We start from the raw sequence: 26,217 nt of genomic DNA, 5'->3' as shown, positions 1-26,217 counted from the left end.
AAAGACTTAAAGATAGCCCCTTTGAGCCAAGAAAGCTTTCCTTGTGCTTTTATTCAGAATATTTCACTTCCAATTAGGCGTATGTAGTTGGTTTTTGTGAAGTTTAAAAGATTTTTTTCTAACGAGTTTATTGCTTCTGGTTCAAAAGATAAGGGTTCTTTCGTTAGAACGCTTGCCTTACATGGAGTAGAAAATGTTTTCCAAGTGTTGGTGGAAAGAAGCACTAACGAGCATATTTTTAGGAATAATTTCATGGAAGGAACCCACTCTCCTTCAGGGGATTTGACGAATAAATCTCGTAAAGAAGCTTGGAATTCTTGATTATCTAAAATAGCTTGTAGGGTTGTTAGGACAACTGTAGCTAAAAATTTAGCAAAGTAAGAGGTCATGGGCCTCTCAGTAAAAATGATGAGTCCACTATTCTTGTCTTTGCTGGGATAATACCGCTTCACATCCGGAATAAGCTGAGGGGCAGCATATACGGGTATGTCTTGAATGTTGAGTCCTTTGGAGTCAGAGGCTATCTTAAAGGAGTAGCTCGACAATATTGTGGGATCAGCATTTCTCCAAATTGTTTGTATTATTTGAACAAAAGAACTTTGAGGTCCTTCATTAACAAGAGAATATAAACATTCGAGAATTTCAACATGGCCTTTGGGATTAGGACCTTTAGGTAGGCAAATATCATCGGAGATATCGCAAGCTAGGAGAATGCGGGCCAGTTGTAGATTATTAAAGCTTCTGGCGCGCAAAAATGTTTTTTGCACCTCAATATTGTGTTTCAAGGCACTTGCTAGTGCCTCTTTTGTAGTATATTGTAGCAGCACCTGAATCTGCCATCTGAGTTCATTTTCTGATTGTTGTTTCACGGGATGTAAGAGGTTCTGAAGGGGGGAGCAAAAAGGGCAGTAAGGCTGCTCGAAATGCTCGGGGCACTGGAAACCCTCTTTACTCCAGTCGGCATTGTTTTGAATAGTTTCTAAGATAGCCAGCAGAGATTTTTTTGGGGCTTCATTAACAAAGACTTCACTTGTAGTGAGTTCTTGCCAGCGTGATTTTCTCTTTTTTAGCGGTGTTTCCTTTTCAGTCAAAGCAGTGCGTTTTTTTCCTTGCCCGCTTCCTGAAGCTTCATTAATGTCCTTTAGTGTTTGTCGAACTAGAGACAGTTCATCTTCTGTCAACGCTAAATGGTTTTGTATTTTACCACGTAGACAGAGGTTGCAGCTCACCAGTGAGTTTGCTATTTTCATACAGCTTTCGGATGTAGATTTCATAAGATCGAAAACTTGCTTGGATACTGTCTCTATAGTAGATAAAGAATACTTATCTATAAGAGAAGATTTTATATGGGATTCTACAGAAGAATCACCCGAGGATCTTGTTTGTTCTAAGGCGAAGAGAAGCAGGTCTTGCAAAAGAAAAAAAGTTTCTGAAATTGTAGAGCTTATGGAAGGAAGAGTCTCTGTAGAACACCTTGCTTGTTCATCATCTGAGGAATAACTGTCTGATGACTGTTGTGTGGTTTGAGAAAAGGAAGACCTGCTATTTACAGGGGAGGTCATTGTTATATCTCTAATTACTTTAAGAAGAGATAATTCTGTGTGTATTTGATGATTTGTTTCAATTGAATTGATTTTTTATTTTCTTGAAAATAAATAGTTTTCGTTGCATTCTATATTATTATTTTCAATGTATTTCAAAATTTCTTCGTGCAAAAGCTCTCTTAGAGGCGATGCAAAAAACAAACAATTTCTTTCTTGGGGAGAAATTCTTTGGCTCACCCGAGATGGTGGAGGTTCTGCCATCCATTCCCCTCCACAACCAAAAACAAGGGCGCAAATATCAAGGAGCAAATCCAGAGTAGGAAGTCTTCTTTTTGACGGCGAAGGCACAGTCAAAAAGCTAAATTCTGGACGCTTTAGAAGGCTCTTGGTAGTTCTCAGAGCTATCGTGGCAACGGTTTCCAAAAAAAGGGGGGTCATTGTTTTTTTCATGTAATAGGCTTTTCTTACGACTAACTTGGAATGCCGTATGTCCGGAAGTTTGTCTTGTAATTGTCTTGTGGTGATGGTTTCTATTTTTTCTCCAGACTGGTCAGAGGCTATCACCATAAGGTCAGCTTTCAGGCTGGGTTGGCGATCCGTAGACCAAACCTGTCTTACGGCTCTTATGAGAGGACTGTTGAGACCTTCCTTAACTAGTTTATCTAACCGGGAGTAAATGAATAAGTGGTTCATGGGGTCCGGAAGGTTAGGAAGGCCCGTTGGAGCTAAAACTTGGCAATCACTTATGATCAGAGCAAGCTGAAAGTTAGTAAAAGGTTGTGCCTGTAGAAGAACTTCCTGAAGCTGCTTATGCCTGTGTAGGCAAGACGCAAGCTTTCTGTGGTTAGTGTACAACAAAAGCAAATCTTTCAGTTGCTGGCGCAACTGAATTTCTGTTTTGTTTTTTTGGGGAGACAAGAAGTTCTGAACTCTTTGGCAATGCTGACAAAGCAATTCTTTATGGAAGTAGTAACAAAAGAAATCATTCTTTCTGTAACCCAGCCTGTTGTAAGCTATGTCCAGAATCATTGAGATGGTTTCAGGAGAGCATAAACTCTGTTCTTCTTGGAATTCACTGGAAGTCCCGGGCACAGATGTACTCTTTTTCTTGGGCACCTCTTGATCTTCTGTCTCGGCAGGTCGTTTGGTTCCTTTCTGAGCCTTGGTAGATGTCCCACTTCCTCCAGCCTCGGCAATGTCTTGTAGTGTATTTGTTATCAGAGATATTTCTTGATTTGTAAGGGACGAATTATCTCTTAGTTTGGTCTCCAGAGTAATGTTAGCGCTAACCATAGCCCTAGCTATTTTGAGAAAATTTCTTTCCCAATGCATCATTGACCGAATTTGTTCAGCAGTTTGCTCTAAAACTATCGGATTGTACCCTTGAAGGGATAGAGGAATCTCTCGTAAGGAAACCAAATACAAGTCTTGAAGCAGTAAAAACGTTCTGGTAATCCTTGTGTCTATGGAGGGAAGCGCGGGCGAGGAAGAGCGGGGTTCTTCTCTAGACGAACTGGAGGGAGAGTCCCTTGAGGGGCTTCCGTCAGCCCCACTGACAGGAGAAGACATCCGATATGCTCCAGGGTGATATCGAAAGGTGGCCAGTGTACGCTATCCATTTTTTAATGCAAATGCTTATTTGAGAAAGCATCTTCCAAGCAATATGATGCCGCTCCTACGAGTGAAGCTGACTATGGCTTCATGCAATAAGGCTGTGGTTTTGGGTTCAAATTCCAAAGTTTCTCTACGGTTAACACTAGCTTTGCAAGGAAGTATGCGAAGAATCCAGGATGTATTAGAACAAAGAATCAGAGAACAAATTTGCATGAGCAAATCTTTCGTTAGGAAAAGTACTCCGTTGGGTCCTTCTGTTAGTAAGGAACCGTATGACAAGGTGTCTAGTAGAATAATCTGGGCTGTTCTAAATACAAGAGAAGACAAAAATTTAGCAAACTTTGGCGACATCATTCTATTGGAATAATTGATTCCATGAGTTCTTCTTTGGTCTCTGAATCGATGGGAACGTTGTATACAGGGGATTAATGAGGCAAACTCTTGGTCTGTCATCTTTTGGACTTCGTTTGTTTCGGGATTTATGATCTCGAAGCATTTAGCGATTTCTTGAGGGAGATTAGAGCTTTCCCAAATCTCTTTCATTTTTGATACAAAAGGAGAAGATAAACCTTCAGAGGTGAACTTACTTACGTGGGAATATATGATTGCCTGTGTTTTGGGGTTCTCTAAATTATTGAGGCATATCTCATCTCCAATATCGCACTCTAGGGCTATTGTGGCTAGCTGGTGGTTGCGAATATGTTTCGCATTTAGTAGGTTTTTTAATATGTCCCTATTCTTATACAAGCAGTTAGCTAAATTTTCCATGGTCGTACAGTCTAATAGCACACTGATTTGTTGTTCCAAAATCGGTGCTCGGGAACCTTCAGCATGAATTGTTGAAAGAAAATGTTTTATAGGTAGACATAGCGAACAAGTCTCTGAGAGTGTGTGCATGGAACATAGAAATTCTTTTCGTTGTCCTTGTTTAATAAGTCCCAGGAGGATTTTTACCGTTTCTAGGGAACATTCAGATTCCAGGGAAGATCGTTTAGGTTGTGGGATCAGAGAGGGGGTAGAGATGGCTTCTAAAAAGTATTTTCGTTTTTTCAATGGCAGGTGTTGTTCAAGCTCCTTTTCTTGTGAGGGTGATGGTCTTTTTGTACTGCTTGTACCGCCTGCATCCTCGAAATCTTTTAAGGTGGATTTTATAAGAGATAGTTCTGTACTTGTGAGCAACCTATTAGAAGATAACCCTTGTTCCAATGAAATATTTGAAGCAATCAATGCTTTAGCTATATCCATGCATCCTTTGGTTGTTTCTTCCATAACTTCTTGTATCTGTTGCGAAGTAGATTTTACAGTTTGAATGTTATATTCAGACAACGATGTGTGAGGTTCAGATTTTTGGTTGTCTTTTAGTTGGATATGAAATAAGAGCAAGTTTTGCAATAGATCGAAAGTGCTAAGAATTTTTTCTTTCAGGGAAGGAGCGATGGTTCTTTCTTCTTGGGGTGGTTCTTGTAAGGTAGAAGGTTGAGGAGAAGTACCTGGTGAACGACGATCTATGGGTAATGACATGGTTTTTAATGTTTTTTAATTTTTTAGTTTAGTTTTTTTGAAGGTTTTTTAAAAATCTCTGCTTCCTTTAAGTTTTATTTTGTTTTGTCTAATAAATCTTACTAAAGATTCATTAATCTTTTGGGTTGTTTCTACGTCAAACTCTAAATGGTCCATGAGTTTTACGCTGGCTTTACAGGGTAGAGGACGTGTCTTCCACTTGAAACTAGATCCAAGAATTAGAGAGCAGATACGCATCAGCAATTCAAAAGAAGGAAGCTTCTGTCCAGAGCTTGTTTCCTCTAGGAGAAAGTGATAGGAGGAGTCCATTAAGATATTCTGAATAGTTTTAAAGATGACAGAAGACAAAAAAGAAGAGAATGTAGAAGACATCTGTCTTTTTACGTGGCTTGTATCTCCTGTTTTTTTACTTACGTTCACGTATGTCCTAATGACTTTCGGAATTCTTTTCTCTAAAGTCGATGTGTCTAGAGATTCTATGGCTCCTGATTCTGCAAGAATATCTAGAGTGGTCATTGGGGTTACAATTTCTGTAGATGTGCTCCACAATTTCAATATGTTTTGGATAAAAGTATTCTTTAATCCCTGTTCCACTAGGGAAGACATAGGCGTATAGAGAGCAAGATGCAACTTAGGATTGGGTAAGTTTGAGATGCAAATGGAATTTCCTACATTACCTTTTTCTAGGAGAACTGCCAGTTGGTGATTGCGGAAGTATTTTCTATCGAGAAAACATTCCAGGAGACTTTCGGTTGTAAAAATTGCTTGTGCAATAGTTTCAACGTCGGAGTGTTCCGTGAGGATATACAGCTGCCTTTTCAAAAGAAGTTCTGTTTCATTCGGTACAGGTTGGTTATATAAGAAGGTTGGTTGGCACATTAAACATTTGTCAATCTCGTGCTTGTGGCAAGGGAAGGATATGGGTTCCCTTATGCATTCCTCCCGTGCAGTTTTTATAAATTCTCGAACCATTTCCAAAGAACAAATTGGGGTTGGCTTTGAAGAGTGAATATGAGATTCCTCCGTCTCTGGCAGTAGAGACGAATGTAATCCGAAGAATATCTTTCTTTTTTTCAGCGGCAGTTTTTTTTGTTCTTCAAGGTCCGTTTCTTCAGAGATTTTTCTTTTCTCTGAGATGCCTGGAGACGAGCCATCTCCACTCAAAGAAGAGGATATTAGTGAGAGTTCTTCAGGGGTTAGTCTTTGGTTAGATGCCAACTTATTATCTAACGAAATATTGGATGCAATTAAAGCTTTAGCAATTTTAGAACAGCTGGCGGAAGTCGACTGTATTACGCTAAAAAGTTGTTCAGAGATGGATTCTATAGAATCTATACTGTATAAGCTTAGCAATACATCTTCCTTTGATTGTATTGCTGATGAGCTAGAGCTTCCGGTAGAAAAGCGGAGAAGTTCCTGAATTAGTGATGAAAGATCTTTGATTCTATCTTGTTGGCTTCCTCCAGAACTTGTGGGTGATTCGATGGAAGAAATAGGTGAAAGATGTGGTGAGCCTATAGGCAAAGTCATGAATTCTCTTGTTTTTAGGGATATAATTTTATTTATTTTGTTTTTGTTTCAATTTAATTCATTTTTTTAATTTCATTTGGTTTTTGTAATAAAAACCTTGTTTCACAGACAATTAACAGCCATTAAGCTTGATATTGTTTGATACAGTGAACTCCAGTAGGGACTGGAATAATTCCTTGGTGGTTTCCTCTCCAAAATGCAGATAGTCTCGTGTTTTCACACTGATCTTACATGGAAGTATCCGCACTTTGTATTTGGTGTTGGAACATAAGGCGAGACAACATACTCGCATGATTAAGTCCATAGAGGGTAGCTTGGCTCCCGAGGGCATAGGTGTAAGAAGGTGGTGATACTGAGGGTTCGCTAGGATTGCGTTGACTGTTCCAAAAGTGACACAAGCTAAAAACTTAGCAAAAGAGTTTGTCATATGTTTGTCCGAAAATGCAGGGATACCTCTTCTTCTATTCACAGCAGGGTAAGAGCGTTGAATATCTGGAAAATGTTTGGCAAAATCTTCCAGATAGATGAATCGAGCGGATTGTGGGCTATCCTCTGCTATTCGAAGGACAGGTGGGTAACCCTTATTTTTGGTTTGCAGCCAAATTTCTTTGATGCACTTTACAAATGTAGAATTAGAACCTTCTCTAATCAAAGATAACAAAGGAAGATAAACGGAAAGTTGAGTAGCAGGATTAGAGACTTTAGGTAAACAAACCTCATTACCAATGCCACATTCTTTAATAACTAGAGCTATTTGATAATTGCGTAGATAGTGAGCATTTCTTATGGACTCCGATAATATAGGATTTGAAGCAAGGCATTTAGCTAGAGACTGTTTAGTGGTGTAGCTTAATAAATCAGTTATTTGTCTTCTTAGAAAAATCTCTTTCTGTGTTTTGTTTAGTATCATTAAGTGTTGAATAGGTCGGCAAGTAGGGCAAGAGCTACCGAGGTGATTATGGCATGAAAAGTCTGATGGGCCCCAGCCTTTCCGAGATGCAACCATATCGACAAATGCTATCATGGATTCTAACGGAATTTCTTCTGAAATATTGCTGGTATGTAGAATTACAGAACAAGGGTGAGACGTAGGTTTTTGTAATACTCGAGTTTGTGGCAGGGGAGTTGAAGGGGTGAGAGGAGGAATAGATGGAAATTGTAAGGAAGGAAGGGCAGAGGAAGCTTCTTCAAAGAAATGTTTGCGCTTCTTGAATGGTAAAGAGCTTTGAAGAGCAGAGTCTGTCGCTTTTCGTTTTTCTTGACTAGCAAGTTTTTCTCCTTCCTTGGACGAGGAGACGGTGAATTTCTCTAATAAACTTTTTTGTCGCATTTCCGAGGAAGAGGTAGCTTCCGAATACGATGATGAACCGCTTTCATCCAGATCTTTTAAAGTAGATTTTATATCTAGAAGTTCTTTATTCGTTAGAACTTGACAAGACTGTAGCCGAGATTCTAGATGAATATTTAGGCTTATCATGGCCTGTGCTATCTGTAAGCAGTTTTTTGTTGTCTCCATACGGATAGAGCTTATTTGCGAGGAAAGGGCGTCCACCACTGCTAAATTGTATTTAGCTGTTAGCTCTTCGGATGTTTTTTTATCTAAAGAGAAAAGATAAAGAGATTGCAAGGTGTGGAATGTCTTTTCTATCCGGTTGCCTAAAGAATCAGGGCTCCTTGTTGAAGATTGTATGTATGCAGGAGATTGTGGAGAAGAACTTCTGCTTATAGATGAAGACATTGATAAAGAATTCCTATTTTTATTTAATTTTTTCGATTTACCGTTTGTTTTAATGGGTTAACTTTTTGAAGGTTTAACGTCCCTAATGGTAGAGCTTCCACTTACGTTGATATGGTTTCTCTGTGCAAATAGAGAGAACTCTTCGTGGAGGATCCTGGTAGTGCTCTCGTCAAATGCGAGATGATGACGTACTTTTATGCTCGCTTTGCACGGCAGCAAGCGTAATTTCCACTTGATGCTGGATGAAAGTATTAAACATAGGACTTGTATCAGTAGTCTGTAGGAAGGTAGTAGTTTTCCTTCTGGAGTTTTTGTGAGAAACTCAGAGCACTCTTTGGATTCTATAATGGACTGAACAGTTGCAAAAGCTGCGTTAGCGAGGAATCTCGCAAAGGGTGGTGTGATTGGCCTGTCGGAGAAATTCCGATATTTTTTGTCTGAAGTTAAAAAGTAGTAGGTGCGGTGTAATTTAGGAAGAAGAGCGATGAACAAATCTCTGGTTATTGACTGTTTAGTAGTTCCTTGATCATTCAATGACAGTTCTAAAGAGTCTTCAAGTTTTTCTAGGGTGCTCTGCTTCCACAGTTTTCTTATCGTTTGTACGAAGGGAGAATTAGGTCCAGCAGTGATTAGTTGCTCAGTCAAGGTGTATATTTGGACTTGGTGTTTTGGATTGGGAACATTAGGGCAGCAAATATCATCGCTTATATCGCATTCTGATAGGATAATTGCTAATTGATGGTTGCGAAAGAACCGTGCTTTCAAAAGATTTTGAAGTAAACTTGTGTTAGAGCTTAAACAGCCTGCCAAGCGCTCTTTGCTTGTGTATTGTAGTAGAATTTGTAGCTGGTCACTCAATTGTGGGATTTCTTCTTTAGGCGAAAACATTAAAGCACAAATAGGAGCGCAAAAAGTGCAACCAGGAGGGGTATGCTGTGGACAAGTAAAGTTGTTTATTGTCCATTTTAACTTCTTCTCTACCATAGTTAGCAATGCTAAGAGAGATTCTTTGTGGCATAGTACTTGAGTGGATTGCAGGGCTTTTGCAATAGCAGACGTTGAAGAAGTTTCTGGTAACACCAAGGGAGAAAATTCATCTGCTGGGATATACTTACGTTTCTTTAGTGGAAGAGACTTTCCTTCTTCAAGGGAACGCTTGGAGGAAGATGACCCGCTTTCACTTAAATCTTGTAGAGTCGTTTTTAATTTTTCCAACTCATCTCTTGTAAAAAGTTGGCAAGATTGTAATCTTCCTTCAATGGACATGTTGTTCATGATGACGGCCCTAGCTACCTGGGAGCAAGTTTGAGCTGTCTCTTTTAAGAGGCGAGAAATTTGTTGACCCAAAGCCTGGACAACAATACTGTCGTACATTTCTAGCTGATGTAATACTGGACGTTCTTGCTGAGAGGTTCCAGGTGGGTTCTCCTCAGAAGAAAGCGTCAGGAGATCTTTTAGGATAAGAAAGGCACTATGGACTTTTTCTTCTATGGATTTTTCGTTTTCTTTGAGAGAATCTCCTTCAGAGGTAACTGTTAGGATTTGAGAGCGATAGAGTCGCGGATTTACGGGGTTTGTCATGCAATAATTTAAATAATTCTAAACGTGCTTTACTTAACGATGTTTTTTGTATTTAAAATGGGTTAATGTCTCATTGCTTTTTAGGCTGGGGCTTTTTCTTTGAGTAATTACTTCCACTCATTTTGATTTCATTTTCCTTGGTAAACGATAAGAAGTCGTTTTCCAAAGCTTCAGAATCGGCGTCATTGAAATGCAAATAACTTCGAGCTTTTACACTTGCCTTGCAGGGTAGAAGGCGTAGTTTCCACTTTGTGTGTAAGGAAAGAATCAGACTGAGTATTCTTAGCAATAGAGTTAATGTTGGAAGCGGTTTTCCCAAACTTGTTTTTGTTAATAAAAACGCAGAAGAAGGGTTATGCAATATTGCTTGAGCAGTAGCAAAGGTTGCCTGCGTCAGGAAAAGGCCGAACGGCAAAGAATAGGCCGCGTCTGCGTGGTTTTTGCTTTTTCTACCTTTAGAAGTAAAGAAGTACGTTTTCTGCAGCTTGGGTAGGGCATCTAAAAATGATGTCTTGGTAAGAATTTCCTCGTGGTTTGTGTCGTACTCTGAAGTGATAGTTAGAGCATCGGCGATCTGGAACATTTTTGTTGTTTTCCAGACAGACCTTATCCCTTTGACGAAAGCAGATTCAACTCCAGCACTGATGATTTCTTCCATATATTTATAAATTTGTGCTTGAGATTTTGGATTCGGAGTATCAGGAAGACAGATGTCATCATCAATTTGACACTGGTCAATGATAAAGGCTAAGTGATGGTTAGGGAGACAAGCACCTCCTAGTATTGAAGCTAATATATGACGATTTTCATGAAGGCATTTAGCTAGAGCTTCCCTTGAAGTATATTCCAACAAGACACAAAGTTGCCTTCTTAACTGCATTTCTTTAGTTGATTTTTCTGTAGTCATCAAATGTTGGATTGGAGAGCAAGTTGCACATCCAGAAGGAGTATGAGTAGAGCAAGTAAAATCTTTTGTTCCCCATCCCTTGTTATCTTTCACCATATCGAGTAGCGCAAACACTGTCTCTAAAGAGCTATTAGAAAGTCGAAGAGTCACCTCTGGGGAGTATGAAATTTTTTTAGGTAAAAGATCTTCTTCTGGAAGAAAGGCTTCTTTGTAAGTTCGTTTTTTTAAGGGTAAGCTCTTTTGCTTTTCTGATTTTGTCTGCTGTACAGGAGATTGTTTCTCACAAAGTTCTTTCAGGGAAATTTTGATGGAAGCCAGTTCTTGTCGGGTGAGGAGATGGCTTTCTTGTAACCGCTGTTCTAAACATATCTCCCTATTGACTAATGTCTTGGCGATTTGGAGGCAGTTTTGAGATGTTTCTTGGATAAGTCTAATAATTTGTCGCTTTGCTGCATCAATAACAATAGAATCATATTGCTCTTCTAATAACGCTTGCACGGAGCCAGTTTTAGGACTGCTATCTCTTTTTTCTGTCGTATCTAGAAGGTTTTTCAATAGTTCAAAAGTTCGCTGCACCTTGTTTGCTGTGTCCAATTCCTCCAACGCTTGTGATGAAGTAGAAGGGATAGGGTCTTTAAAAGGGTCGTAACTGCCTACGGGTAGAGACATAAAAATTTTTAAATGCTTTTCATTAGATGATAGAAAGTTATTAATTATGATTGATTTTGATCAATTTAATTTAATTTTTTAACCCTCTTTATAAAAATGTTTTTATTGTTTTTGATTTCTTTGTTTTTAAGGACTTTCTATCTCAGAAGTAGATTAGAGAGGGATTTTGTATTTAAAAATTTGTTTTAAGATTTTCATAAAAGATGGAAGAGAGAATTTTTCCTTAAGAGTAAATTCTTCTCATATGCTTGCGTGTTGCTAGACACTCTTCAAAGAGAGGCCAAAGAAGATAAGGAACTTGATCGAGAATTAAGAGAGAGATGGGGGACAGGTAAATTATCTATTTGTGATTCGTTAGAAGATTTTTCTTTTTTTTGTTCTGGGCTAGAAGGTACTTTAGGAAGTTCGAAGATAGAAGAGTGCTGGGTGCAAAAAGAAAGTAAACAGGAAGAAATAACAGAAAGAGAGAGACAAAAAAAACCTATTAATCCCACTTGCCACTGTTCTGGAGTTATTAATAAACAAATTATGGACGCCACCATCATCAACGAAAGAATTACAAGGATGGCAAAAAAAACACGGTTCGTCTTTTGTGCGGAAGACGAAGGCTCATGAATGGTATCGTTTATCTGCAAATGGGGATGATATTGCAATGGTGATAGGGCCATAGTACCTAGTTGTGATAGCAAAAGGAGAATTAAAAGATAGAGAAGCTATCTTGTAAAGACAAAATACAAAACAAGTTAGGCGCAGTTGCTGCTAATAGAAGCCAAACTACGCCTTTAAGATCGCGGTTACTTTTTCTTCTTTGGGAAAGCTATCTTGAATACATCATCGTAATGAGAAACAAAGTGTATTTTCAGCCCTTTCTTAAGATATCCCGGCAATTCATCATAATCTCTTCGGTTATCCTCGGGAAAGATTAATGTTGTTAGTTGCGACCTTCTTGCTGCGATAAGTTTTTCTCTAATACCTCCGACTCCTAAAACTCTTCCCGTTAGGGTAAGCTCTCCTGTCATACCCAAATTTTTCAGTACAGGGGTCTCCAAGAGAAGAGACAATAAGGAGGTGACCATAGTGACTCCGGCTGAAGGACCATCCTTTGGTGTAGCGCCTTCAGGGATGTGGATGTGTACCTGGGACTTGTTGAAAAAGGTGAATCCTGGGGCATATTTATCCAAAGCGCTATTAAGATAAGTCCATGCTATACGAGAAGATTCTTTCATAACATCCCCGGCCTGACCTGTAAGTTGCATCTCAGTCTTGTCTGCGGGAACATGAACACTCTCAATATACAGAGTGGCGCCACCTAAAGAAGTCCATGCCAGCCCAGTTGCCACTCCCACTGGAGGATGTTCATAGAACCTGTCGCTAGAAAAAATAGGCTTTCCTAAGTAATCGGAGAGATTTTCCACAGTAATTCTTTGCTGTTTTCTCCTTGGTTTGGGCTTCTCTTCGTCTTGGACAATCTTAAAAGCCACCTTCCTTAAGATCTTCTTAATATTCCCATCTAGTGTTCGTACACCAGACTCTCTAGCGTAGCTGTTAATCATTTGCTTTATAGCTTCTGGCTGAAAAACGACATCATCCGCCTTTAACCCCATTTCCTTTCTAGCTTTGGGAATCAAGTACTTAGTTGCAATCTGTAATTTTTCTTCTAGTATATATCCAGACAAACGAAGGATTTCCATTCTGTCCAGAAGAGGCTCGGGAATAGAGTCCAAAACATTTGCTGTAAGAATGAACAAAACGTTGGATAGATCTACACGGACATCCAAGTAGTGATCCAAAAAATCTTTGTTTTGCTCAGGATCTAAAACTTCCAAAAGGGCAGAAGCAGGATCTCCATGGTAGCTAGAACCGATTTTATCAACCTCATCAATCATAATGACTGGATTCATGGTTTGACTTTGTTTTAAAGCCTGAACCATTTTCCCCGGCATAGATCCAATATATGTCCTGCGGTGACCCTTAATTTCAGCTTCATCACGCATACCGCCTACGGAGAAACGAAAGAACTTTCTATGCAAAACTTTGGCAATGCTCTTGCCTATACTAGTTTTTCCTACTCCAGGAGGACCTACAAGACAAATAATGCTGCCCTTTAACCCATCAGAAAGCTTTCCTACGCTGATAAGCTCTAGAATACGTTGTTTAATGTCTTCCAGTCCGTAATGATCTTTGTTTAAGATTTTTTCAGCTTTTTTTAGATCATGATACTCTTTGCTCTGAACTCCCCAGGGAATGATCGTCAACCAATCTAAATAATTGCGACAAACAGCGTATTCGGCCGAAGAAGTATCCAGAGTTTGGAGTTTTTCAATTTCTTCCTGAATAACGTCCATGGCGTACTCAGGAACAGATCGTTTTTTCAGCCTAGCAGTGAATCGGTCTATGTCTACAGCTTTATCTTCTTTTTCAAGGCCGAGTTCTTTTTTTATTGTTTTCAACTGCTCTTTTAAAAAGAATTCTTTTTGAGTTTTGGTAATCGTGGCTTCAATTTTTTGATTAATACTTCTTTGCAACCTGCTGAGATCTAGTTCCTTTTTTAAGAGAACGAGGGCCTTATCGATTCTGTCATGCATATCGACAGTTTCTAAAATTTCTTGAAGTTCTTCCCTGGTAGCCGTTGTTAGAGCTACCGAGAAATCCGCTAGCTTACTGGGCTCTGTGAAGTCGGAATGACCCAAAAAGATTTGCAACTCCTCTTTAAAGAGAGGGTTAAGCTTAAGTAATTCCTTAATAACCGAGACAATATTAACAGAGTAGGCTTTGAGCTCTTCCGTTAATTCTTTGTTATCGGGATGGTAAGAAACTTTTGCTTTAAGGTGCTTGTCTTTGATGGGTTCTTCTATGCGTATGCGCTCCTCAATGCTCAGAAGAACCTGAGCGCTACCGCCCTCTATCGGCATGATGCGCAAAATCCGAGCCAATACACCTACACGGTATAGCTTATTGAAATTTACTTTCAAAATGTCGGCATTTTCCTTTTTCGTCAAAGCAAGGCCCACATACTTTTGGGAGGACTTAGCTAACATCTTAAGCACTTCATAATAAGGGCCGGATTCAATAAGGACTGGAGCAGCCATTCCGGGGAAAAATGGGCGTTTATTGAGAGGAAGGATGAAAAGCTCTGATGGGAGATGCTTCCTTGCAGATTTCTCTTCCATTTCTTCGCTATCATCCAAAATTTTCTCAATATCAGAAGGGTTAGTCTCTGGAAATTCTTGACTATCTTTTGAATCCTCAGAATCCACTGTTACCTACACGAATTAATTGCTTCTAAAGTGCAAAGGTTAGCACATCTGGTTTTTTTTTATGAGAGAAAGGAGGTGTAGAAAAAAGTCTTAAGAAGATCCATTAGGGGATTGAATAGTAAAAAATTCACTACGCACAAGTTTGCTTATACCCAAAGAGTTATTGATGGTTTAGAAGATGATGTTTTTCCGATGCCAGATAGTATTTCTTTTTTGAGAAGAAAAGTGATTCATAGGTAGTTTTGACACGGAGTTGTTCTTAAACAAAGTTTGCTTTATCATTCTCTAGTTCACTGCGTTAAAAATATCTGTTGGTATGCGAGTTTTGCTTTTAGATACTTCCGTGGGAAGGCCTTTTTTTGCTTATTCTGCGGATTTTTATGATATTTCGTTTCTCAAAGAGTTGCCGGATAAGGAGGGTTTAGATTCTCTCGGTGATTTTGTTAGAGGGTTAGATTATCCACCAGAGATGATAGGGGTATGCAAAGGTCCTGGTAGATTTTCCTCTCTGCGTCAGGGTGTGGCCTATGGGTTAGGGATAGCTCATAGTTTGCGAATTCCAATTTTGGGATGGTCGACCACAGAAGCTTTTGTTCCTCGGGAGAATGGAGTTTTTACTGTCTGTATTGCTGTAAGTAAGAGGGAGGGTTTTATTTGTCTTCGAGAGCTAGTAGACGGAGAGGTTAGGACTCTAGTAGAGCCGAAGGTGGTTGGAGTGAAGGAAATTTTTGATTTCTGTAAAGGGTATGGTTCTCGAAAGATTTTATGTCCTAACAAGGGTTTTTTTGAAAATATTCCTGATGATATAACGGTGGATGTCGTTGTGCCAAATTTTTCCAGAGTGCTGTCTCTGCTAAAGTCTCAATGGGAAAGAGGTGCTGCGGAAAATTCTTTGGAATTAGATTATTCAGGACCTTCTCCGTTTTGAGGGAGATTTAGAGTGAACTAACTCTTGAAGGGTAATGATGATGGTGTTACAATTTGCCGCGAACCGCTCTCTACAGAAATGTTTTTCTCTGGAGCGGAGGGATTTGTTTTTTGAATCTATTGTAAGGTTGTCGATGCCAAGTGTTAAAGTGAGAATTGGTGAGCCAATAGACAAGGCTCTTCGAGTTTTGAAGAAGAAAGTTGATAAAGAGGGAATCATGAAAGCGTCCAAAGGGCATCGTTTTTATGATAAGCCGTCTGTGAAGAAAAGAGCGAAATCTAAAGCTGCAGCAAAATATCGTAGCCGGTAATTTTGATGTGAAACTTGGTTTAGGAGTGTATGGACTATTACTCTGTGTTGGGTGTAGAGAGAGGTGCTTCTGCAGAAGAAATAAAAAAGGCATACAGGAAGCTTGCGGTCAAATATCATCCAGACAAAAATCCCGGGGATGCTGAGGCTGAGAGGCGTTTCAAGGAAGTTTCTGAGGCCTATGAAGTTCTGAGTGACCCTAAAAAAAGAGAGTCTTACGATCGTTACGGGAAGGATGGGCCCTTTGCTGGAGCTGGAGGTTTTTCTGGGGGAGGCTTCGGTAATATGGAGGACGCTCTCAGGACCTTTATGGGCGCGTTCGGTGATTTGGGAGGCGGAGGCTCTATCTTTGACAATCTTTTTGGGGGTCTTGGCGGAGATAGTTTTGGCGGGGATGCCGCTAGCGCTTCTAGAGGGGCTAGTAAGAAGGTTCATATTAAACTGAGTTTTGAGGAAGCTGCGCGCGGAGTGGATAAAGAGTTGGTGATTTCTGGTTACCAGGCGTGTGCTAGCTGCGACGGCTCCGGAGCTTCGACCAAAGACGGAGTCAAAACTTGTGGAAAATGTAGGGGCTCCGGTCAAGTTGTCCAAACGCGAGGGTTTTTCTCTATGGCCTCTACCTGTCCTGAATGCGGAGGAGAAGGAAAGGTTATTGTAGATCCTTGTAAGAACTGTAAAGGACAGGGACGAGTTAAAGATAAGCGTCAGATTTCTGTGCATATTCCTGCTGGGGTTGATTCGGGAATGCGTCTGAAGATGGATGGCTACGGTGATGCAGGAAAAAATAGAGGGCCTTCAGGGGACCTCTATGTGTGTATCGATGTAGCCTCGCATCCCGTTTTTGAAAGACAAGGCGATAATCTAATCTTGGACCTTCCTATAGGTTTTGTTGATGCGGCGTTAGGAATGAAGAAGGAAATCCCTACCTTACTCAAAGAAGGTACTTGCTTATTAACCATACCTGAGGGTATCCAGAGTGGTACAGTGCTGAAAGTGCGCGGGCATGGCTTTCCAAACGTTCATGGGAGAGGCAAGGGAGATTTACTTGTCAGAGTTTGGGTCGAGACTCCGCAAAGGCTCTCGGAAGAGCAGAAAGATCTATTAAGGAAATTTTCTTCTACAGAAAAAGCTGAAAATTTTCCCAAGAAACGTGGTTTTTTAGACAAAATTAAGAGTTTCTTCTCTGATTTTGCTGTATAACGGTTAATAGATTGCTAAGGGGGTAGGATGCTTGTAAAAGGGGGAGTTCAGTCTTCCTTAGTTGAGGCAATCGAGGTTTTGTATCGCGTACGTCTCGCGGAAGAAAAAATGTTCAAGCTCTCTCGACAAAGTGATTCGGGAGGAAGTTTTCAGTTGTCCTGCGCCGGCCACGAATTGGTCGGGATCCTAGCAGCCAAGTATTTAGAGCCAGGAAAAGATTGGTTCTTCCCTTACTACAGAGACCAAGCACTCCCTTTGGCTTTAGGTTGTTCCTTACAAGAAATTTTTGCTTCTTTTCTGGCCAGAGATATTCCAGATCATTCTTCTGGTCGTATGATGCCATATCACTATTCGCACAAAAAGATGCGTATTTGTTGTCAGTCTAGTATTGTAGGTACGCAATTTTTGCACGCAGCAGGTAGAGGGTGGGCCGTAAAGAATTCTGGAGCTCAAGAGGTTGTCTACGTATCTGCTGGGGAAGGAGCCACGTCACAAGGCGAGTTCCATGAGATGTTGAATTACGTCTCCCTACATTACTTGCCTGTTGTTACTGTAATACAAAACAATCGCTGGGCCATCTCTGTTCCTTTCGATAAACAATGCGGAGCAGATTTAGCTGCTTTAGGACAATGTTACAAAGGTATATCCGTTTATGAAGTGTCAGGGACTTCCTATTGTGATTTAGATAGAGTTTTTGCTCAGGCTGTAGAAGAGGCCAGGATCCAAAGTAGGCCTGCGCTTGTTATTGCAGAGGTTGCTAGATTACAGGCTCATAGCAATTCTGATAATCATGAAAAATATCGCACAGCAAGTGAGTTGTCTCTTTTACAAGAATCTAAAGATCCTATTACCGTTTTAGAAAGGGAGATTCTTTTAAGGAGAGAAGCTTCAAGAGAAGAGCTTTTAGATTTGAAGGCTAAAGTGAGCAAGGAAGTGGAAGCGGCAGCTTCAGAAGCTTTATTGACACCGTTCCCAGGTAGGGGAACAGCCTCTCTTCATGTATATGCTCCTCCTACTGACGTTCTCATTGATTATGAAAATATTCATGAATCGAGTTTTTCGGAAAATGAACCTAAAACTATGCGAGATGCGATTCGAGAGGGTATCTTGGAAGAAATGCAAAGGGATGCTGGTGTCGTTGTTTTTGGGGAGGATGTAGCAGGTGATAAAGGAGGAGTCTTCGGAGTTACCAGAGGGCTAACAGATGCTTTTGGAGAAAATCGTTGCTTCAATACTCCATTGGCTGAGGCTACCATTATCGGCACAGCTGTAGGAATGTCCTTTGATGAGATTCATAAGCCTGTAGCAGAAATACAGTTCGCAGACTACATTTGGCCCGGAATTAATCAGCTATTTGGTGAGGCTTCAAGTATACATTATCGTTCTGCAGGAGAGTGGGAGTGCCCCATTGTTATAAGGACTCCTTGCGGAGGGTATATTCAGGGGGGGCCTTACCATTCTCAAAGTATAGAAGGGTTTTTGGCTCATTGTCCCGGAATAAAAGTGGCTTACCCAAGCAATGCAGCAGATGCCAAAGCCCTCATGAAAGCGTCGATTAGAGACAGAAATCCTGTTGTTTTTATGGAGCATAAGGCCCTGTACCAAAGAAGAATCTTTAGCTCAAGAGCAGTATACTCCAGTAACTATATTCTTCCTTTCGGTAAGGCAGCGAAAGTCCGAGACGGAAGAGATCTTACGGTAGTTTCTTGGGGAATGCCTTTGGTGTTGTGTGTAGATCTACTATCTGAGTTGGATGCCCTGGGGATATCCATTACTCTTATTGATTTGAGAACCCTAATCCCCTGGGATTCTGCTATGGTTATAGAGTCCGTGAAGAGTACCGGGAAGCTTTTAGTCATCCATGAAGCACCAGAAATCTGCGGTTTTGGAAGTGAGATTGTGGCTGTTGTCGCAGAAGAAGCTGGTATGCACCTTGATGCTCCCATACGCAGATTATGCGGTCTCAATACTCCCGTCCCTTACTGTAAGGTCCTCGAAAGTGAAGTCCTTCCTCAAAAGGATCGGATTCTTGCTGGGATTAAAGAGCTAGCAGAATTTTGATTTCCATAACTTTACTTATAAGCGAAGGAAAATATTGAAAAAAGTCTTGAAAGACTGGAGGTTTTTAGTTCCTCCAGTCACCAACAGTGTCTATACTGATAGTTTTTACGAAGTTTCCTCTGACTCGCTCCAGTTCTACAGCATACAGTAAGGCCAAGAAACACAAGTTCCTCCATTCGGATCTCTCAGGATGAGTTTTAGGACAAAGATTGATGCCCAATAGCTCTTGCAAATGCAGATTTGAAATTTGGTTCATATTAGCAAAGACGATCAATTTCGAATTTAACTGAACCAAATCTGCAAAAAATTGTTCCGTAAAGGAAGAAGAGATAAGGCTACCCTGAAAGGGTAACTGGGTCAACTTTGAAGATAAGTCCAGAGCAAAGATGTATCTTCCAGAGCCTTGCGTGCCTTTGGGGGTTTCCCAGGCAAATATATCATCAGAAGGAATGGGTCTGTTTATCATCTCTCTCAAGATTTTATCTTTGAATCCTATTGGAAGCCCGCGAAGGTAGAAGCCTTGTTTGCCATGCCCATAATCAGGTTTTTGCGTGTTAGAAACCAATACCGTTGCGGAAGAATCGTCTGCGACTCTATTTCTTATAGATCGAGGCGTTTCTCGTAAGAGGATTGTAAAAGGGAGAGTTTTATGAGATATCTCAGAATATTGGTCAAACTCATCTTCCCCTTCGACATTGAAAACTGCATATTTCTCTGTCAAAATCTTGTTTAGCTCTCCTTCAGGTTCACTTTCTAGGAAAGGAATTTGCCAAGAAGATGGCATATACTGCTTTGTTAACCACGAGGTGTTGAGAGGAATAGATGTAAGATCTTCTAGCGTAGATGGGAAATCTTTTTTGTACGAATCAATTCCTGCCAAAGAGACTAAAAGAATTGCCAACCCCACGCCCAGAACAAAGAGCGCCACAGGCATGATGGCAATTGAGAGTAAGTAGATGGCAGCGCAAATGAGTTCTAACGAAGAAATCAATCCTATAGTAATTAGAACTATTTTTGTGATATCCGATATGCTCGTAGCAACGCGTTTGTTATTATCCAATAGATTGGAAAGTCTAACATTCGCGCTCTCTAGGGGGCGGGAGAAGACTATAGGTATTTGTGTTGTCATAATGATACCGAAAGTATACCTTTGTTTATGTAGAAATTAAAAATTTGTTATTGCCACTCTGGATCAGATTTAGGATCATCTTTGGATTTGTCTTGTTCGGCATGATGCGGTCGAGACTTGTCTGATGATCCTAGTCCCCTAACAACTTTAACAGCCTTGTGTGAAGCTTTGCTTATCGCTTTACCCATTTTAACGACTCCTTTTTTATGCAAATCAAACATTGAAGGGGATATGTTTTCTGAAGGCGAAGACAATTGAGAGTTTTGTAAGGCCTCTGCGTATACTTTTTGCAAAGATGTACGATTCTTCTTGCCAAACTCAGAAAGGAAAGAATCGTTCTTTAAAATCTCTAGTAGATATTCTGAAAGTTCTGTGCATGTCAAAGATCCAAAGAACCTTTCGACTAACTCGTTTACTATCATTAATCTAGAATCCGGAGTTAGCGTTATGGGGTTCTCTCTTTCAAAAAGTTCTGCAAATAAATCCTTCGGAGTATTTGTATTAAACATATTCTGAGTTAAAGAGGAGCATTTGCTGACAATGCTAAAGGATTCTTTTTTAGATTTCGTTGACAAGAATTTTTTACAACAAGCTCCTTTTCCAGAAAGTGAGAGCAAAGAACTGAGCTGTTCAAGAAGATTTTGCAAAGATAATTCCAGGGGCCCTTCAAGAGTAGGAGTTGCTTCAGGGGTAGTTATAGGTGTGTGGGCCACAGGAGTGGGGGCTGGAGCTACAGGTGTAGGAGTTGCTTCAGGGGTAGTTATAGGTGTGTGGGCCACAGGAGTGAGGGCTGGAGCTACAGGTGTAGGAGTTGCTTCAGGGGTAGTTATAGGTGTGTGGGCCACAGGAGTGGGGGCTGGAGCTACAGGTATAGGAGTTGCTTCAGGGGTAGTTATAGGTGTGTGGGCCACAGGAGTGGGGGCTGGAGCTACAGGTATAGGAGTTGCTTCAGGGGTAGTTATAGGTGTGTGGGCCACAGGAGTGGGGGCTGGAGCTACAGGTATAGGAGTTGCTTCAGGGGTAGTTATAGGTGTGTGGGCCACAGGAGTGGGGGCTGGAGCTACAGGTATAGGAGTTGCTTCAGGGGTAGTTATAGGTGTGTGGGCCACAGGAGTGGGGGCTGGAGCTACAGGTATAGGAGTTGCTTCAGGGGTAGTTATAGGTGTGTGGGCCACAGGAGTGGGGGCTGGAGCTACAGGTGTAGGAGTTGCTTCAGGGGTAGTTACAGGTGTGTGGGCCACAGGAGTGGGGGCTGGAGCTACAGGTGTAGGAGTTGACATTGGCCTAGAGTCGGGTTTCTTTTTAACTCTAGAAGAGATCTGTCTAGCTGTCGAAGAGCTTAGTAAAGCTGAGACCGCAGAAACAGTCTCCTGGGATATTGGAGCAGGTGTAGGTCTATCCCCTGCGTCTTTGATTTCTTTAGCAGCAGCTTCCCGAAGCTTTTCTGCTTGTCGAGCTTTTTGCCTTTCGAGAAAATTCTCGGTAGCTTGTGTAAGTAGCAAGCCCACTTCAGACTTACTAGAGTAATACTGGACAGTTCTATCAGCCGGAACGTGCTCTAAAATAGGAGTCTCCTTAAAGAAGCTCCTATCTGGAAGAGGTTTTTGAGGATCTCGAAGATATTCGCAAATCCTGGCATAGAGTTTAGGATCTCTTTCTAAAATTCTTTTAGGCAAATGATTAACCCTAAAGTGGGCTAGTTCTGGTTGTACTAGTAGATTGAGCTGTATTGCGTGTAGTAGAGCTAGTAAACAAAGGTTTTCTCGCTCAAAATCGCTCTTGTCAGAATCACTTATACCTAACAATGGCAGTTGAATAGACCTTAAATCGTTCTGAATGGCGATGGAGAATACGGCTGTGTAAGTCTGAACTAATTTTTTAAATAATTTGGGACTTGTTTTTTCATTAAATTCATTATTTACAATAAGAATAAGTTTCCCTAATTGATTAACGTGCTCCTGTGGAATATCAATAGTAGCTACTTCTTCCTGGGATAATTGTTGTGTGGACGCCAGTGCTTGAGACAACAGTTGCTCTGAAAGGCTTTCCGTAATGAAAACAGGTTGCTCATCTAAAGCTATGACATTTCTTTTTCTCGTTAGAACTAATCCGTCTATGTGTCTTGCCAGATTGGGGATTTCTCTTTTAATTAATCGGCAATCACGGAAGAATATAGTGTGATGTCTCCAATCGTCTCTACCAATACCCAAGAGTCTTACTAATAAAGCACTGCCGTCATAACTTAAATCTCCAGAAATTCCTGGGGCAGAAACTGTGTAAGGCTGTAGTATTTGGCTAGTGTAATCTGAAGAGAAGTCTGTGACTTCTGGCAAATGCCAAAGCTTGGCAGCAAAGTGAAGGGGGAGATCCCTAGTATGTGTGGGGTACAACTCAGATGGCAGTGCTCCTGGAGGGAAGGTTTTTCTTCTAGCATCAATAGCCAATAAAGAAAGCAGGAGCAAGGCAGCTCCAACGGTAAAGATGACTGAGCCTATAATGGAAGAGCCAAAAACAAAATAACAAGCGGCCATCACAAATAGTTTAACAGCCGAAACAAGCCCAACAATTATCAACGCGATCTTCGTTATATCCCTGTTGGTAAAGGAAAGGGATTTCTCCGTAAAAGATAACTCTTTAGATAAAACTGTTGCTGTGTTTGCGGACGAACCAGATGTTGCGGCAGAAGTCATTGTGACGCTCTATTGTTTAATTTTCACCAAAAACTGCGGGAAGAATAGCACAAATCCAGTTATGATGAAATTAAAGAGTTAATAATAAACCTTTTAGAGGCGTCTTTTTTTTGCTATCAATATGGATTTCTAAAGGCTTTTCTTTTTGATTTTTAGCTACTTGAGAAGCAGCTGCAAGGAGAGGAAAGACTTTCATAAGTTCCCAATTTTTATCATCAATGATAACGGGTTTGGGTATATTATCTCCTAACAGAGGTAGGTGAATTTCGTAAATTTTGTGTTCAAAGCATAACAGAAACAGTTCTAAATAACTTTTTCTGAAAGTAGAGAAGAGGTTCAGGAAGGAGATTTCATTGGTGTCTTTTGAAAAGCCGCCTAAATCCTCTAAGGTTGTTTCAACGGTCCAAATAAGATGGCTGGATCTGGGGGGAAGTCCTTGGGAGGGCTCCCAGAGAATGATACGATATTCTCCGGGCAGCATGCGATCCTTCGGAGATTTTCTTATTTTTTCCCATAAAGGATTAGAAATAGCTGATAAACACGAGTGAGTTCTGGAACAGTTTCCTTCCTTTTCCATGGAGGGAATTATAGAAAATAAGAAAGCTGATAGGGATTGTGTTTGCTTACAATCAAAAGGATGTCCTTGGTGTAGGCACAATCGAATATTTGTTGTTTTATGGGAAAGAGAAATTTGATTAGCCCCCCCTAGGGAGCTATATTTGGGTTCCCAAGACTCTACTGTATATTCTTTTAATAGTTTGTAAGTATTTTCTACAGAATAAGGAACATCTTTTGCAGAGATGTTTTTTTTATAGCAAAGTAGTGCTGCAAGAAGGATAGAAACTAACGCAGGAGGAATAATAAAAGCTAATACAATTGGCAACGGAAAGGAAAATGCTGTTGTTAGAGGAAGAGCTGCAACTAGAATGCCCAAGACAACAAGAACAACCTTGTGAATAGGTGTCCTTGAATAAGTCATGATGGGGCTTGCGTTATTTTGATGTGAAGTACGTGATATCATGGGGCTAATAACAATTACTGGTTAGTCTTTCCAAGAGCGTGTCCGCAAAAAAATACCTAGTGCAAAGACCACTAGAATGTAACAAAGTATTACAAGAGTCGATAAATGGGGAAGAGAGAACTCCTTAAAGACAAAAAAGTCTTTGAGAATAATTTGGTCTAGCACACACGTAGCAAAACCGTCTGTTAATCTACAGATGAGGGGTATGTTTGTGCATAAAGCAAGAAGAGAAAGACAAAAAAGGGGATAAATCAAAGGAGAAATAAAAAAGCTGTAGAGTATTCCACTGAGAGTTATTTTTCCAAAGTAATTTGCCATAATAGGGAGAAGAAGTATTTGAGATGCTATGGTGAGAGAAAAAGAATTGACAAGGTAGTTAAGAGTTCTAATTAACAATGAATAGTTTGTTGTTGATTCATGTGTTTTAATTAGCAACTTGTGGAGAATATTTTTTAGAGAAAATGCAATCTTTGGAGAGAATAGCATGATGCTTGCTGTGGATAGAAATGTTAAAATAAAGCTCATTGAATTATTTGGGAATAAGGTAGCACATATAATGAGGCTAACTCCTAATCGGTTAAATGAGGAGCAGTGGCCTCTTGCAAGTAGTGAGCAGATGGCAAGGGTAGTTCCGATCCACGCTCTCAGAGTAGAGGGAGAATAAGGAAGGATCCAACAGAATAGTGTTAACGCAGACAAAACTGTCCATGGACGGAATTTAGGTGGTAGTAAACAAGTTGTGGAGTAAAGAACTCTCTGGAGTACGAAAAAGTGAAATCCAGACACAACCAATATGTGAGAGATTCCTAAGGAACTAAATCTTTCTCGTAATAGCTTTTCTGGAGGGGATCCCAGAAGAAGAGTCTGAAGAAATTGAGATGAACTAGTACTTTTCACTCTTGATTGAATTTTGTTTATTAGAAAAATCCTAAGATGGCTTCTAGTTTCCAACATCTTTTCAATAAATCTCTTAGAAAAGCAATTAGACTTAAAATTTGATTCGAGTATATCATTTAGCGGCCCTTGCTTGGTAGTTATGGAAAACTGTTTTTTTATGCTCAAAGTAAACCCTCTTCGCATTTTTTTTGTGAAGTTAGGATTTTTCTGTTTACAGAGGCTTTTTCTATGAGGGTGTAAGAAAGGGGGATGACTAAAGGCGGCGGCGTGCATACATACTGGGATGAAGAAAGCGATCAGACAAATCTTGCGGGCTCTTGATCGTAGTTTGAGATAAAAAGGCATCAGACTGAGCAATAAGAAAGTAGAGATGTTGGGAGCTATAGAAGCTGAGGTTCCTGATAACCAGTGTAACGCAGTAATAAAAACGAAATTCGAGTGATAAAAGTTTTCTATGGACCATCTGAATTTCTTACAAATGTAGGAAAGTTCTAGATGTACAGAGGATAAAGTCATGAGAGGAAATAAGCTTTTGACACGAGGTTACTGGATTGGAAGATTCACTTTTTTTCGATACATTATCGATTTCAGATTTAAAAAATCATGCGTCTTGGGAGACAGTATTAGCTAAAGTGCCTTTGTTGCCTAGAGGTTGGTTTGAGTTGGCAGGTCTTAATCAGAGAGAGCGCATAGAGTTAGTTAGAGATTTTTGGCTTTCTTGTTTGGATATTTCTCCTGAAGATTCTTTTGCAATTATAGAATTTTTTTCCTCTCTGGATACGCTAGAGGTTTTTGCCTATAAGGTTTCCTCATTGAGTCCTTTCCAGCCGTGCTTGTTATATATTGGTAGAGAAGACAGAGACAGTTTTGTTGGCTACCCGCCTGTTCAATGTTCTGAGCAAATTCCTTCATTCTGTGGAGATAGAATTTATATGAATTTCTTTAATATCCACGATGGTTTTGGCCATTTTGAAGATAAGGGAATTTTGTCTTCGAAGGATTTGGCTAAAGCATTTCAGAAATTTAGGAAACTCCTTATTAAAGAAAATGTTTGTGACGAGACAGAAGATTGTTATTCTCTAGGGGTTTTTCCTTTTTATGAAGGCATGTCCCCAGACAATTATCAGTGCTTTCTGGTGAATCCGGAGGTTTGTCGCAATTTTCCTTCGCCGAATATGTTGTTTTCCAAAGATGATTTGGGAGGAACAGGGGATGTTATGCTGGGTGTAAAACCTTTTTTTTCAGAGTTCCACCATTACCCTTCGTTTTTAGATTGGTTTAATAGGTATTTACGCGGAGACATTATTTATGATTATTGAAGAGGAAATGCACTCTAAAGGACTTTGTAAAAAGAATAAAACCATCATGTTAAAGGTTTTGAATAAAAGCGGAATGCATGTGCGTCCGGCAGGAACAGTGGTACGTTTATTTGAGGGAAGTGATTGTGAAATAACTTTTACTTATGCTGGAGAAACAGTGAATGCTAGAAGCGTTATGAGCATTCTTATGCTGGGAATTCCTTATGAAGGAGAGGTAGAAGTTAATTTTTGTGGAGAAGATGCTGAAGAGTTGGCGGCTAAGTTGCAAGAAGTTTTTGCTAGAAAATTTGATGAGGAATGAA

At 40.2% G+C, this 26,217-nt stretch carries 19 protein-coding genes; 7 read left to right on the top strand and 12 right to left on the bottom strand.

Annotation, left to right across the window (positions count from 1 at the left end; genetic code table 11):
- Nucleotides 1-53: 53 nt before the first annotated feature.
- From KJA62_RS02895 to KJA62_RS02865, 7 genes are all read right to left on the bottom strand, one after another.
- A complete protein-coding gene (locus KJA62_RS02895; protein ID WP_213318525.1) occupies nt 54-1,562 on the bottom strand; it encodes a hypothetical protein in 1,509 nt (502 codons plus the stop codon).
- A gap of 75 nt (nt 1,563-1,637) precedes the next feature.
- Nucleotides 1,638-3,113 carry a hypothetical protein gene (locus KJA62_RS02890; protein WP_213318524.1) on the bottom strand — a complete coding sequence of 492 codons (1,476 nt, stop codon included), beginning with the start codon at nt 3,111-3,113 and terminating at the stop codon, nt 1,638-1,640.
- Nucleotides 3,114-3,179: 66 nt separating this feature from the next.
- Nucleotides 3,180-4,679 (bottom strand): hypothetical protein, encoded by a 1,500-nt coding sequence (locus KJA62_RS02885; RefSeq protein WP_213318523.1) that lies wholly within the window; start codon nt 4,677-4,679, stop codon nt 3,180-3,182.
- 48 nt (nt 4,680-4,727) lie between these two features.
- The gene (locus KJA62_RS02880; protein ID WP_213318522.1) at nt 4,728-6,209 is read right to left on the bottom strand and encodes a hypothetical protein; all 1,482 of its coding nucleotides are present in this window, start codon (nt 6,207-6,209) and stop codon (nt 4,728-4,730) included.
- Nucleotides 6,210-6,321: 112 nt separating this feature from the next.
- Complete coding sequence (locus KJA62_RS02875) at nt 6,322-7,947, bottom strand: hypothetical protein (protein ID WP_213318521.1); 1,626 nt, start codon at nt 7,945-7,947, stop codon at nt 6,322-6,324.
- Nucleotides 7,948-8,004: 57 nt separating this feature from the next.
- Entirely contained in the window at nt 8,005-9,528 is a 1,524-nt protein-coding gene (locus KJA62_RS02870) for a hypothetical protein (protein WP_213318520.1), read from the bottom strand.
- Nucleotides 9,529-9,598: 70 nt separating this feature from the next.
- A complete protein-coding gene (locus KJA62_RS02865) occupies nt 9,599-11,104 on the bottom strand; it encodes a hypothetical protein (protein ID WP_213318519.1) in 1,506 nt (501 codons plus the stop codon).
- A gap of 252 nt (nt 11,105-11,356) precedes the next feature.
- On the opposite strand from KJA62_RS02865, the gene KJA62_RS02860 reads away from it, so the two are divergent.
- Nucleotides 11,357-11,719, top strand: a complete 363-nt coding sequence (locus tag KJA62_RS02860; RefSeq protein WP_213318518.1) for a hypothetical protein — start codon at nt 11,357-11,359, stop codon at nt 11,717-11,719.
- Nucleotides 11,720-11,898: 179 nt separating this feature from the next.
- Here the strand turns inward: KJA62_RS02860 and lon are convergent, their stop codons facing one another.
- Complete coding sequence (gene lon / locus KJA62_RS02855) at nt 11,899-14,361, bottom strand: endopeptidase La (protein ID WP_213318517.1); 2,463 nt, start codon at nt 14,359-14,361, stop codon at nt 11,899-11,901.
- Nucleotides 14,362-14,677: 316 nt separating this feature from the next.
- Between lon and KJA62_RS02850 the strand changes: the two genes are divergently transcribed.
- From KJA62_RS02850 to KJA62_RS02835, 4 genes are all read left to right on the top strand, one after another.
- The gene (locus KJA62_RS02850) at nt 14,678-15,289 is read left to right on the top strand and encodes a hypothetical protein (RefSeq protein ID WP_213318516.1); all 612 of its coding nucleotides are present in this window, start codon (nt 14,678-14,680) and stop codon (nt 15,287-15,289) included.
- A gap of 133 nt (nt 15,290-15,422) precedes the next feature.
- The gene (rpsU, locus tag KJA62_RS02845; protein ID WP_213318515.1) at nt 15,423-15,599 is read left to right on the top strand and encodes a 30S ribosomal protein S21; all 177 of its coding nucleotides are present in this window, start codon (nt 15,423-15,425) and stop codon (nt 15,597-15,599) included.
- Nucleotides 15,600-15,628: 29 nt separating this feature from the next.
- Entirely contained in the window at nt 15,629-16,798 is a 1,170-nt protein-coding gene (gene dnaJ / locus KJA62_RS02840; RefSeq protein WP_213318514.1) for a molecular chaperone DnaJ, read from the top strand.
- Between the two features lie 27 nt (nt 16,799-16,825).
- On the top strand, nt 16,826-18,859 hold the full coding sequence (locus KJA62_RS02835) for an alpha-ketoacid dehydrogenase subunit alpha/beta (protein ID WP_213318513.1): 2,034 nt from the start codon (nt 16,826-16,828) through the stop codon (nt 18,857-18,859).
- 64 nt (nt 18,860-18,923) lie between these two features.
- Here KJA62_RS02835 and KJA62_RS02830 read toward each other — a convergent pair whose 3' ends face one another.
- From KJA62_RS02830 to KJA62_RS05230, 4 genes are all read right to left on the bottom strand, one after another.
- Nucleotides 18,924-19,988 carry a hypothetical protein gene (locus tag KJA62_RS02830; RefSeq protein WP_213318512.1) on the bottom strand — a complete coding sequence of 355 codons (1,065 nt, stop codon included), beginning with the start codon at nt 19,986-19,988 and terminating at the stop codon, nt 18,924-18,926.
- A 47-nt stretch (nt 19,989-20,035) separates the two neighbouring features.
- The gene (locus KJA62_RS05200; RefSeq protein WP_281412402.1) at nt 20,036-22,678 is read right to left on the bottom strand and encodes a hypothetical protein; all 2,643 of its coding nucleotides are present in this window, start codon (nt 22,676-22,678) and stop codon (nt 20,036-20,038) included.
- A gap of 70 nt (nt 22,679-22,748) precedes the next feature.
- Nucleotides 22,749-23,699 carry a hypothetical protein gene (locus KJA62_RS02820; RefSeq protein ID WP_213318511.1) on the bottom strand — a complete coding sequence of 317 codons (951 nt, stop codon included), beginning with the start codon at nt 23,697-23,699 and terminating at the stop codon, nt 22,749-22,751.
- Nucleotides 23,700-23,720: 21 nt separating this feature from the next.
- Entirely contained in the window at nt 23,721-24,653 is a 933-nt protein-coding gene (locus KJA62_RS05230; RefSeq protein ID WP_425513837.1) for a ComEC/Rec2 family competence protein, read from the bottom strand.
- Nucleotides 24,654-25,147: 494 nt separating this feature from the next.
- Between KJA62_RS05230 and KJA62_RS05185 the strand changes: the two genes are divergently transcribed.
- Nucleotides 25,148-25,915, top strand: coding sequence for a hypothetical protein (locus KJA62_RS05185; RefSeq protein ID WP_246481888.1), 768 nt, complete (start codon nt 25,148-25,150; stop codon nt 25,913-25,915).
- 7 nt (nt 25,916-25,922) lie between these two features.
- Nucleotides 25,923-26,216, top strand: a complete 294-nt coding sequence (locus KJA62_RS02805) for an HPr family phosphocarrier protein (protein WP_343215980.1) — start codon at nt 25,923-25,925, stop codon at nt 26,214-26,216.
- Nucleotide 26,217 lies beyond the last annotated feature (1 nt).

The organism is Chlamydiifrater volucris, assembly GCF_902806995.1.
In the GTDB taxonomy this organism is placed as follows: Bacteria; Chlamydiota; Chlamydiia; order Chlamydiales; family Chlamydiaceae; genus Chlamydiifrater; species Chlamydiifrater volucris.
The sequence above is the reverse complement of the archived record's forward strand: the minus strand, read 5'-3'. Positions and strand labels throughout refer to the sequence as shown.